General features: G+C 37.5%; 7 protein-coding genes and 1 pseudogene. 7 read left to right on the forward strand and 1 reads right to left on the reverse strand.

Features of this window, described 5'->3' with window-relative positions:
- Positions 1-96: 96 nt before the first annotated feature.
- A pseudogene (locus FFM59_RS08790) lies at positions 97-1575 on the reverse strand (MFS transporter).
- Between the two features lie 311 nt (positions 1576-1886).
- On the opposite strand from FFM59_RS08790, the gene argS reads away from it, so the two are divergent.
- The 7 genes from argS to FFM59_RS08825 all read left to right on the forward strand — a co-directional run bounded on the left by argS (position 1887) and on the right by FFM59_RS08825 (position 11803).
- A complete protein-coding gene (argS, locus tag FFM59_RS08795) occupies positions 1887-3575 on the forward strand; it encodes an arginine--tRNA ligase (RefSeq protein ID WP_137602670.1) in 1689 nt (562 codons plus the stop codon).
- 132 nt (positions 3576-3707) lie between these two features.
- A complete protein-coding gene (locus FFM59_RS08800) occupies positions 3708-4178 on the forward strand; it encodes an arginine repressor (RefSeq protein WP_137602671.1) in 471 nt (156 codons plus the stop codon).
- Between the two features lie 300 nt (positions 4179-4478).
- On the forward strand, positions 4479-6617 hold the full coding sequence (locus FFM59_RS08805; protein ID WP_137602672.1) for a PBP1A family penicillin-binding protein: 2139 nt from the start codon (positions 4479-4481) through the stop codon (positions 6615-6617).
- Between the two features lie 71 nt (positions 6618-6688).
- Positions 6689-7033: a YlbF family regulator gene (locus FFM59_RS08810; protein WP_137602673.1), complete on the forward strand. Its 345-nt coding sequence runs from the start codon at positions 6689-6691 to the stop codon at positions 7031-7033.
- A 77-nt stretch (positions 7034-7110) separates the two neighbouring features.
- Positions 7111-8313, forward strand: coding sequence for a DNA repair exonuclease (locus FFM59_RS08815; RefSeq protein ID WP_137602674.1), 1203 nt, complete (start codon positions 7111-7113; stop codon positions 8311-8313).
- The gene (locus FFM59_RS08820; protein WP_137602675.1) at positions 8313-10853 is read left to right on the forward strand and encodes an ATP-binding protein; all 2541 of its coding nucleotides are present in this window, start codon (positions 8313-8315) and stop codon (positions 10851-10853) included. The genes FFM59_RS08815 and FFM59_RS08820 overlap by 1 nt, the downstream gene beginning before the upstream one ends.
- A 26-nt stretch (positions 10854-10879) precedes the next feature.
- Positions 10880-11803 (forward strand): 3'-5' exoribonuclease YhaM family protein, encoded by a 924-nt coding sequence (locus FFM59_RS08825; RefSeq protein WP_225420337.1) that lies wholly within the window; start codon positions 10880-10882, stop codon positions 11801-11803.
- Positions 11804-11900 lie beyond the last annotated feature (97 nt).

Raw genomic sequence — 11900 nt, forward strand, 5'->3', positions numbered from 1 at the left:
CGACCAAAAATTCTATTAATTATAGAATTCTTGGTCGATTTTTCTATAGCTGGTTAGTTTTTTCCCAGCCACTTTTTTGGTACTTAAAGATAATTTTTAGTGTCCTGGTTCAGTTTCATTTTTACTCGTCAGATATAGAATAATTGAAACCACCATTCCGAGTACAGATAATGCAGTTGCTAGGAAGAACACATTTTGAAAGGCACCCATGAATTCTTGGCCTAATTTACTGGAAACAACCTCAACGCCTGGCATTTGGATGAATAAGGCAGTTGATCCAAGACTAATTCCGATTCCCATTCCGAGAGTACGGAAGAAAGAATTCATCGAGCCAGCAATCCCCGAGAGTTCGCGAGGTAAGTATGACATAGATAATGCATTATTTGGTGACAAGAAAGTTGCCATTCCAATCCCGTTAAGAATAATAGGGATAATGATAATTGTATAATTCACCCCACTAGGGTAAAACGCATAACCCAGTTGAGATAAAGTTAAAATGGTGGTTCCAAAAATTGTTAAAACGTGACGATTCATTTTGTCAGCTAAGTATCCTACCAATGGAGTAACAAAGAACATGGTTGCCGATTGGAGCACCATCAACAAACCACTAGTTAGCGGTGAAAGGCCAATGAAACTTTGTAGGTAAAATGGCAAGAGAATATTTGAGACGACGTTGACCATCATTACTAAGAACATGGTCATAACTGCGCCCATAAATTGCTTATTTTTGGTGACAGAGGGATCGACCCATGGATACTTGCTACGGTTGTCTTGCACGAAAGAAAAGATAGTGACAATCGTACCAATGACGAGAAAAATAGCTCCTGATATAATATTTGGTTTATGTGACTGGAAAAAGAGGCTGCTCATGAAAAAGATGATCATTCCAACCGTAAAAATTAATTGACCGCGCCAGTTATATTTTTTGACTAACGACTTTAAATCAGCCATCGTAATTTTGGTGGTGAACAAGAAACGGCAACCAAAGAAAGTTAATAAAATTGCTAATGGAACGTTAATCAGAAAAATTCAACGCCACGAACTGACACTTAAAATCAATCCACCAATTGCTGGACCCGAGACAGTTCCGACTGAGATAAACATGGAAACGGCCGCAATCGCTTTTCCTCGAGCAGACGCCGGGAACGCTTCGGTGACAATGACCATACTGTTAGCCATAATCATAGCCGTTCCAATCGCTTGTACAAACCGTCCAACGAGCAAAATTGAATAAGCTGGTGCGATGCCAGAAATAAGAGAACCTAAAGTAAACCCAATTCCACCATATAAGAAGACATCTTCTTTAGATAGGAGGTCTCCAAAGTGTCCAAATAATACCAAAAAGACGGCTGTGGTAATAACGCCAATTAACACTGCCCAAGTGGCAGCCCCGTTGGTGACATGGAAACCTTCACTGAGTTGTGGTAACGCTAAAGTAACGCTTGATCCAGATAATCCAGTCATCAGTGAAAACAGCCCTAAAATGATTAAAGTACTTTTATTTGATGCTTTTTTATTTTCCATAATCACTCCCCCAAATAATCGTATTTCTTTACGGTAAGTATAACAGTTCATGGGCTGAACGAAAATTGATAACAACTGAGGACAATTAACTTGTCTAATTTATATTTGTATTTCACGGCAAATTTGTTATACTAGTGTTTGGAAATCTCAGTGATGAAGAAGTAGTAATTAATGGTCCATTCAAGCGAGCTTACGTTGGTGCAAGGTAGGCATGGCAATTAGTGAAGGCGTGTCTTCTAGAGAACAGTCAAATATCTAAAGTGGATTAATTTCAAATAGAGTGGTACCGCGGGTAATCTCGTCTCTGATAAGGCATATAGTCTTATTAGGGGCGTTTTTTATTTGCAAGAAAGGAAGCTAACATGGAAACCAAAACACAAGTTGTAGATGCACTAGCCACAGTTTTACCAGATATTCAGAAGGTCGATATCGAATCAAAAATTGAACGACCAAAAGATACTACTAAGGGAGATTATGCGTTCCCTGCGTTTTTCTTAGCTAAGCAATTACATCAAGCACCCCAACAAATTGCACAAGATTTATTAGCAAAAATTGACCAAACTGGTTTTGAAAAAATCGAAGTTGTTGGACCTTACCTAAACTTTTTCTTAGACAAAGTGACCGTTGGGGCCAGCATTTTAGATGAAATTATTTCTGATCCTGCCAATTATGGTTCATCAAATGTTGGTGAAGGTGGCAACGTGACAATCGATATGTCATCACCTAACATTGCGAAACCAATGTCGATGGGTCATCTCCGTTCAACGGTGATTGGAAATGCACTAGCTAACATTTTGAAAAAGGTTAACTACAACCCAATTAAAATTAATCACTTGGGTGACTGGGGAACCCAGTTTGGTAAGTTAATGACAGCGTATAAAATGTGGGGTAGTGAAGCCGAAGTTAAGGCTGATCCAATCAATACCCTCCAGAAATACTATGTGCGTTTTCACCAAGAAGCAGAAACTAATCCTGAACTAGATGAAGATGCTCGTGCTTGGTTCAAAAAGCTTGAAGATGGCGACCCTGAAGCTATGCATCTTTGGGAATGGTTCCGTGAAGAATCACTACAACTATTCATGAAAATCTATGATTTGTTGGACGTTCATTTTGATTCATTTAATGGTGAAGCATTTTACAACGATAAGATGGATGAAGTCATTGAATTACTTGAATCAAAGCATTTACTTCAAGAAAGTAAAGGTGCTGAGATTGTTGATTTAGAGAAATACAACCTCAATCCAGCATTGATTAAGAAAAGTGATGGGGCAACTTTGTACATCACTCGTGATTTAGCGGCAGCAATTTATCGTCAAAGAACATACAACTTTGTTCAATCACTCTACGTGGTTGGAAATGAACAACAAAACCATTTCAAGCAATTAAAGGCAGTATTGAAAGAAATGGGCTATGACTGGTCAGATAATATTCACCACATTCCATTTGGTTTGATTACTGAAGGTGGCCGTAAATTATCAACTCGTAAAGGACACATCATTTTACTTGAAGAAGTTCTTGATGACGCCATGCAACTAGCTAAGAAACAAATCGCTGAAAAGAATCCTACTTTAGCAAATGCTGATAAGGTTGCTGAACAAGTTGGGGTTGGAGCGGTGGTCTTCCATGATTTGAAGAATGAACGTTTGAATAGTTTTGATTTTGACTTAGAAGAAGTCGTTCGTTTTGAAGGTGAAACCGGTCCATACGTACAATATGCCCGTGCTCGGTCATTAAGTATCCTCCGGAAAGCCGGCAATCCTGACTTAACAAATGTTGATAAGAAAATTTCTGATCCAAATGCTTGGGAAGTTATCAAAGCATTGGGTAACTACGGTGATATTGTGCAAAAGGCTGCCAAAGATTACGAACCTTCAGTAATTTCCAAATATACGCTACAATTAGCTAAAGACTTTAACCAATATTACGCACATTCAAAAATTTTAGTTGAAGATAATGAAAAACTAGCTCGTTTATCACTAGTGAAAGCAGTTAGTGATGTGTTAGAATCAGGGTTAGCATTGTTGGGTGTTCAAGCACCAAACGAAATGTAAAAATTATCACTGAATTCCAATATTCACATTAAGAATTAATAAATATTCATTAAGACACGAAAATTGTCTATATTTTCGTGTTTTTTGTTATAATAAATCATAATATCCATTTTATGAGGAGGATTATTCAGAATGAAGAAGTCGTTACGACAAGCAAAAATTGAACAATTAATTAGCCAATATTCAATTTCCACTCAAGAAGATTTGATGGACAAGTTAAATGAAACTGGTATTTCCGCCACGCAAGCAACAATTTCTCGTGATATTCGTGAAATGCAAATTGTCAAAAGCGCTGATGGAGCTGGTGATTTAAAATATACGATTTTTAAAGCTGGTAATCGGAGTGAAGAAAACCGTCTCTACACGACTATTAATGACGTTGTAACCAATGTCGTTCAAGTTGAATTTATGAATATCGTACGGACCTTGCCAAGTGATGGTAATTTGTTAGCCGCAATTATTGATGACTTAGGCATGCCTGAAGTCGCTGGCACTTTAGCTGGACACGATACCATCTTTATCATCAGCCCCAACCAAACCATTGCCAAAAAGTTCAACCAAAAAATTAAAGAACATGTTAATGACAATATTTATTTGGATTAAATAAAAGGCTTTTTAATTCGATAAGTTCTCGAGCACTAACAAAGATATTGAAGGGACTGCGAAGCAGTATCAAAATATTGGGTTAGGTGAGAGAACTGAATTAAAAAGCTGGATTAATAAAAGTTGTGAGTAACAACGGGTGAATTCGATTAGTCATTAACATCAATAATATTTCGGTCTTACTGATTCTAATTATTTAGAATCTTTTTTTAATTTCACGTAAGATTCATAATAAAATCTAGGAATGAATGAAACTGTGATAAAATTAAACTCGATAATAATTGGGACTGGAGATACTAAATGAACGATCAGCAATCAAAATTTAAACGCTGGTTTGCGGATTTTAAAGAATGGTTTTTACCACACTGGCGAAAATTTCGAGTGCGACAAAAAGCCGTTTGGAAAAGATTCCAAATTACGCGTTGGATTATTGCAATTTTACTTACATTATTATTGATCATCAGCGTTTACCTGACAGTAGTAGCCAAAACAGCCGATGTTAGTAACTTAAAAGCAGCATTGTCACAAAATACTGAGGTCTATGATAAAGACGGTGATTCTGCCGGAAGTTTATATTCTCAAAAGGGAACATATATCTCTTTGGATAAAATTTCGCCTAATATTCAAAACGCGGTTCTTTCTACAGAAGACCGAAACTTTTACCATGAACATGGATTTTCCGTTAAAGGAATTGCTCGTGCGGCATTAATGTATGCAAAAAATAAAATCCTTGGGAATAATTACATTTCAGGTGGGGGGAGTACGTTAACCCAACAGTTGGTTAAAAATGCATACCTGACTCAAGAGCAAACATTTACCCGAAAAGCGAAAGAAATTTTCTTATCAATTGAAGTTGAAAATGTTTATTCTAAAAAAGACATTCTGACAATGTATTTGAACAATGCGTACTTTGGAAATGGGGTTTGGGGCGTGCAAGATGCTTCCAAGCGCTACTTTAATAAAAACGCGAGTGAATTAACCAATGCACAATCAGCGGTTTTAGCTGGGATGCTAACGTCGCCAAGTGGCTATGATCCGGTAGCGCATCCAGATGCTTCGAAACAGCGACGGAATTTGGTCCTTCAATTGATGGTTGAAAATAATAAATTGACCCAATCCGAGGCTGATGCAGCCAAGAAAACAGCTTTGACTGTAACGGACGGCTACGAGTCATCTGATAGCTATAAATATCCATATTATTTTGATGCGGTGATTGACGAAGCAGTCAATACCTATCATATTTCTGAAGAAGATATTATGAATAAGGGTTACAAAATTTACACTACGCTTGATCAGAACGAACAAAAAGACATGCAAGATACGTTCGACGATTATGATAACTTTCCATCAGATTCGGCCGATGGAACTATCGTGCAAGCTGCGTCAATCGCAATCAATCCAAATAATGGTGGAATATTAGCTGTTGTGGGTGGTCGTGGTGATCACGTCTTCCGTGGGTTTAATCGCGCAACCCAAATGAAACGTCAACCAGGATCGGCAATTAAGCCAATTGCAGTTTATACACCGGCACTGGAACATGGGTACTACTACGATTCGATGTTGACAGATAAGAAAAAATCTTACGGAACAGACAATTACACGCCGAAAAATTATGACGATACCTATAGTGGCTCAGTCGCAATGTACAAAGCGTTGGCACAATCATTAAATGCGCCGGCAGTTTGGCTATTGAATAAGATTGGGATTAATCGTGGCTATGAATCAGTGAAGAAGTTCGGCTTGCCGGTAACTAGCAAGGATAAAAACTTGGCGCTTGCACTAGGTGGACTTTCAACTGGAGTGTCGCCACAACAATTAGCCACTGCGTACACGGCCTTTGCTAACGACGGTAAATTGGCTTCGGCCCATTATATTACCAAAATTGTTGATGCCTCTGGCAAAACGATGGTGTCAAACCAAAATCCGAAAAAGAAGCAAATTATATCTAAGAAAGTTGCTAAGGCAATGACAAGTATGTTGATTGGTGTCTTCAGTGATGGAACCGGGAAGACTGCTAAACCTTCTGGTTATACAGTGGCTGGTAAAACTGGTAGTACCAGTTCGGACGTTGTTAATGGACAAGATTCTGAACGTGATAAATGGATTGTTGGTTATACGCCGGACGTGGTGGTGGCAACCTGGGAGGGTTATGACACGACGGATGCGTCACATGTATTACCTGATTCGAGTTACGTCAACACTAACACGCTCTTTAAGACGGAAATGGAAGATATCTTACCAAATACTAAGGGAACTGATTTTGACACCCAGGATGCGGCCACGTTAGCGAATAACGATAGTAGTTCGTCGTCTAACATTTGGGATGAAATTCAAAATGGAACTTCTCAAGTTGGAGATAAGATTAGCCAAGGTGCTGATTCAATCTCTGGAGCAGCAAGTGATCTTTGGAGCAAAGCTAAATCAATTGTGGGACAATAGATTTCAAATTGAAGTAGAAAGCCCCTTCATGTATAATGAACATATCGAAAATTTAGGAGGACTATACTAATATGGTAGTCAATATTTATGACACAGCGAACCAAATGGAACGTGATTTACGCGACACACAAGAATTTGCTGCATTAAAAGAAGCACATGAAGCAATGCGTGCCGATGCCAATGCATTTAGTATGTTTCAAGATTTCCAAAACATGCAAATGACACTTCAACAAAAACAAATGCAAGGTCAACAACCAACTGAAGACGAAATCCAAGCAGCACAAGATTTAGCTGGTAAGGTTGGCGAAATTGAAGTTGTTAAAACTTTAATGGAAAAAGAACAAGCCGTTGATCAAATGTTGAGCCAAATCAACCAAGTGATTACAAAACCAATCCAAGAATTATATCAAGGATAATTAATACAAAAAGAAATACGGAAAAGGGCAGTAACTGACTACGGTTTGTTGCGGCCTTTTTTGATAGGAGTAGAACGATGAAATTCATTCATACAGCTGATTTACATTTAGATAGTCCATTTCTTGGCTTGCAACATACACCTGCCAAAATAAAAAAAGACATCATGCAATCAACCTTTGCAGCATTTAAAAAAATTGTGTCCAATGCAATCTCTACGCACATTGATTTCATTGTGATTGCAGGCGATATTTACGATCGTGATTCTCATAGTGTTCAAGCAGAAAACTTTTTCATTCAGCAATGTGAACTACTTCAAAAAAATTCAATTGATGTTTATTTAAGTTACGGTAATCATGATTATCAAATCGTTAATTATGATAAATCACTACTACCAAATAATGTGCATGTGTTTGGTAATCAAGTAGAAACCAAGACTTTTACTACAACTGATGGAACCAAAGTGGCAATTACTGGATTTAGTTATGAAACGCGTTGGGTGACTGATGACATGACGGGACAGTACCCGAGCCGCAGTCAAGTTGATGTACAGATTGGAATGCTACATGGGATGGTCTCCGGTTCAAATGCTAAACATGATAACTACGCGCCATTTTCAGTGGCTGAGTTAACGGCTAAAAATTACGACTATTGGGCACTAGGTCATATTCACGCACACCAAGTTCTAAGCGAGCATCCTTGGGTGATTTACAGTGGCAATCCACAAGGAAGACACAAAAATGAAACTGGTTCCAAGGGCTATTACGAGGTTGATTATCAAAATCATCAATTGCAGCCAGTCTTCAAGACGGTTGCCCCAATTGATTGGGAAAAGTTAGTAATTGAAATCAATCAAGACATGACTGCTCAAACGTTACAAACGGTCCTAGTGCAAAGCTTAAAAGAACATGCAAATGATACCAACCAAATTATTCAAATTGAGTTGCATGGTGATACAGTGACCCCTGACATACAAGACAATATTGAATCTGGCTTACTGTTAGAGTCATTGCAACGAGTGACAAGTGAGTGGCAACCTAACTGGATTTGGCCAATAGAAATCAAGGTCACTGAAAATGCTGTTTTACCGGGGATGACCAGTTTAGATAGACAATATTGGGAAACAGCAGCTGGGGAAGTATTCAATCAAGACACGCTTCACGAGTTAACAAATAAATTATTTGCCAATCAATTCATTGCCGATGAATTTGATAATCAGACCGCAATCGAATCTTTAAAAGAACAGATTGAACTTGATTTAAGTATGAAGGGAGAAAAGTAATGCGAATTACTGAAATTCAAATCGATGGCTTCGGTAAGTGGCAATCAACCAATTTTGAATTATCTCCTGAATTACAAATCTTTTTTGGTTCCAATGAATCTGGGAAGTCTACACTGACCCAATTTATTATCAGTGTGATATTTGGTTTTCAAAACCATTTGGGCAAGAATAAGTATTTGCAATATATCCCCAAGAACACTGCTTCGTATGGTGGTGTGATTGTTTTTGAACACCAAGGCGAAACATATCGTTTAAAACGGACAAAAGGTAAAAAAGTTGCCGGGAAAATTGAGTTTTCGACCCTAGATGGAGAAAAACTGACAGAAGACGAGTTGAACGAAGTCTTAACTCCAATGAATGAAACATTATTTCGGACGCTGTTTAGTTTTTCTCAAACCGATTTGAATCAAATCTTTGATTTGTCTAAAAATGATATTGATGCTGCCCTTCAGCAAATGGGTACGGTGGGTAGCTCACAATGGCTGGACTTAGCAAAAAATTTCGATAAATCGGCTGGGCAAATTTACAAAGATGGCGGTCAAGTCCCAACTTTAAATGTGAAACTTAATCAGCGCCAAGAGTTGATCAATAAAATCAACAACGCAAAACAGGACTACAACCGATATCACCAACTTATTATTGATAACGATAATGATATGGTTGAGCAAGTGAAGATTGTTGATCAACTCGCCGAAATTCGTAAACAAGAACAACAATTAGACCAATTAAATCGTTTGATGCCAATTTTTGAAAAGTTGAAGACAAACGAAACTAATGAAGCTATCAAATTTACGAGTAATGACGAGATTGAAGTTAATCAAAGTGAAATTCAAATCAACGAACTTCAAAATGGTATTACGCAAAATCAAACGCAACTTAAAGTAATTAACGATAAAAAATTTACGAGTGCCAAGCAACAATTTTACTTTGATCATCTTGCAGATTTTGATGCAGCTTATCGTGAAATACCAACTGTGAAACAGGCGGTCTCATCAAGAGAACAATTGATGGATGAAATTCAACGGGTTTCAAACGCCGTAAATGAAATTAAAGCGAAATACGGTCAGGTTCCTGAACCATTGAGTGAAGCCCAGCAAGCCCAATTAGACAAGTTGCTAACTCAAAAAAGTCAAATTAGCGAACAACAAGATGTGATTGTTCAAACGCGTTCTGCTAGTCAGAAAAAATCGAGTCAATTACCATTAGTTTTTGCCATCGTTGGATTAGTGGGCCTTGTGACTGCCGTTTTAGTTAGCTCATTTATTGGACGGTCGATTGGAATCGTTGTGATGATTATCGGTGTCATTGGGTGGTATATAAATTCACATCAGACATCCATTAACACAAATGAACCAAAGAAAAATCAGGACTTAGTTGATGTAGAAAATGAATTACAGCAATTTGGTCAAGACAACGGATTTGCAAGTTTCCCTCAAAATCAATGGTTAGCGATTCAATATGAATTAAATAATTATGTCAATTTCACTCATCAATTAGCAAAATTTGAAAATGAATTATCCGATGATGAGTTAATTATTGATAATTTCATCACTAAATATGCTAATTTGGATTCATGGATTGATGGTGATGATTTAGCATCTAGCATCGTTAAAATTGAAGAGTATCACGGCGAACAAAGTACTGCCGTGGAAAATTATCGTAATGCCAAAGAGAAAAGTCGACTGTTAACTGAGCAGATTGAACAACAAACTGAAAAATTAAAACAGGCACAACTGCAACAACGAATATTATTGCAAAAAATTGGAGTGGCCAATGTTGCTGAATTTAAAGTCAAATATCAGTCACAATTGGATGAAGTTAATGAAAATGCTGAACAAACCGCCTTAGCTAATCAGATTAATCCAGAACAACAACGACAATTAGCTGAGTATCGCAACGCAGATGAGTTACAGACTAAATTGCAAAAATCTCGTGAGCGGCTAAATAACTTAACCATCAATCGGGATAATATTGAAAGCAAAATTAACCGACGTAACGTCGACATTAACGCTATTGCGCAAAATGGACTGTTAACTGAGTTAACTCAAGATTTAGCGGATTTAGAAGCTGAAATTAATCAACTGGCGGGGAAATGGTTAAAGGCGCAATTCTCGAGCTTATGGATTAATCAAACTTTACAAGCTGCTTCACAAGATCGGTTCCCACAAATTGTTCAACAAGCAAAACGATATTTTCAATTATTAACTAATAACCACTATCAAGATATTGTGGTGGATGAATTAATTAAAGTTGTGGATAATACAAATACAGAATTTGAAGTCGGCGAGCTTTCACAAGGGACAGCGGAGCAACTGTATGTGGCGTTGAGATTTGGCTTTTCCACCGTGATGAATCAAGAAATTAATTTTCCATTTATTATCGATGATGGCTTCGTTAACTTTGATAATATTCGAAAAAATCGTACAATTGAATTATTAAAAGAGTTATCTAAACAAAACCAAGTAATTTATTTTACTGCAGATGACAGAATTTTACGTATGTATAATAATGAACAGGTAATTAATCTAGATGAAAAATAGGTGATTTGATGGACTCAAAAAAATTAATGGATTATAAAGTTGATGAAGCAATGGAACTCTTTGTATTGCTCAAAAATTCGGATGCTCGGGTGGCAAAAAATGGAAAACGTTTTTTGTCAATCACATTTGAAGATGAATCAGGTGAAATTAGTGGTATGTACTGGGATGCTAATGATGCTGATGTAGCTGCATTTGTACCGGGTAAAGTGGTTAAACTTAACGGCAAGCGAGAATTATATCAGGGTAAGGCGCAGGTCAAGATTCAAAAATTACGATTAGCAACTGATAGTGAACCTAACGATCCCAGTTACTTTGTACCGCACGCACCCGAAAAACGAAAGAGTATTCAAGAAGAGATTGAAACATTCTTGTTTGATATTACCGAACCAACTTGGAATCGGATTGTGAGAAATCTGTTACAAAAACATGGTGAGGCGTTTTATACGTATCCAGCGGCTAAAACTAATCATCACGCTTATGCGGGTGGATTATCTTTCCATACCTTGTCGATTTTGAGATTAGCGAAAGCAGTCGTGAATGAATATCCGGGAATTAACGCACCGCTACTGTATGCGGGTGCTATTTTACACGATATCGGTAAAACGACTGAATTATCAGGGCCTGTCTCGACTCAATACACAACGACCGGAAATCTACTGGGTCATATATCGATTATTGATGGTGAAATTGTCAGTGCTTGTGATGAATTAAAATTTGATCCACAAGGGCAGGCAGTGGTTTTGCTTCGCCACATGGTTTTGTCTCATCACGGATTAATGGAATATGGATCACCAGTACCTCCGCATATGCTTGAAGCAGAAATCTTACATCATTTAGATGAAATGGATGCTTCAATTATGATGGTTCAAAATGCATTAAAAAATACTCCAAACGGACAATTCTCTGAACGCATTTTTGGTTTGGATAATCGGACGTTTTATAAGGAATAACCGTTAAGATATAAAAAATCCAGGTTCTTTGTCAAGAAGTACTGATGACCTAGAATTTCACAATCATTAACATCAAGCTGCTAGTTTCTCCGTTGTC

The sequence above is a fragment of the Paucilactobacillus nenjiangensis genome (assembly GCF_005405445.1).
GTDB lineage: Bacteria > Bacillota > Bacilli > Lactobacillales > Lactobacillaceae > Paucilactobacillus > Paucilactobacillus nenjiangensis.

What these genes read in the sequence shown, in the direction of transcription:
- argS (WP_137602670.1), top strand. Translation starts at nt 1,887, where the DNA reads ATGGAAACCAAAACACAAGTTGTAGATGCACTAGCCACAGTTTTACCA.
- FFM59_RS08800 (WP_137602671.1), top strand. Translation starts at nt 3,708, where the DNA reads ATGAAGAAGTCGTTACGACAAGCAAAAATTGAACAATTAATTAGCCAA.
- FFM59_RS08805 (WP_137602672.1), top strand. Translation starts at nt 4,479, where the DNA reads ATGAACGATCAGCAATCAAAATTTAAACGCTGGTTTGCGGATTTTAAA.
- FFM59_RS08810 (WP_137602673.1), top strand. Translation starts at nt 6,689, where the DNA reads ATGGTAGTCAATATTTATGACACAGCGAACCAAATGGAACGTGATTTA.
- FFM59_RS08815 (WP_137602674.1), top strand. Translation starts at nt 7,111, where the DNA reads ATGAAATTCATTCATACAGCTGATTTACATTTAGATAGTCCATTTCTT.
- FFM59_RS08820 (WP_137602675.1), top strand. Translation starts at nt 8,313, where the DNA reads ATGCGAATTACTGAAATTCAAATCGATGGCTTCGGTAAGTGGCAATCA.
- FFM59_RS08825 (WP_225420337.1), top strand. Translation starts at nt 10,880, where the DNA reads ATGGATTATAAAGTTGATGAAGCAATGGAACTCTTTGTATTGCTCAAA.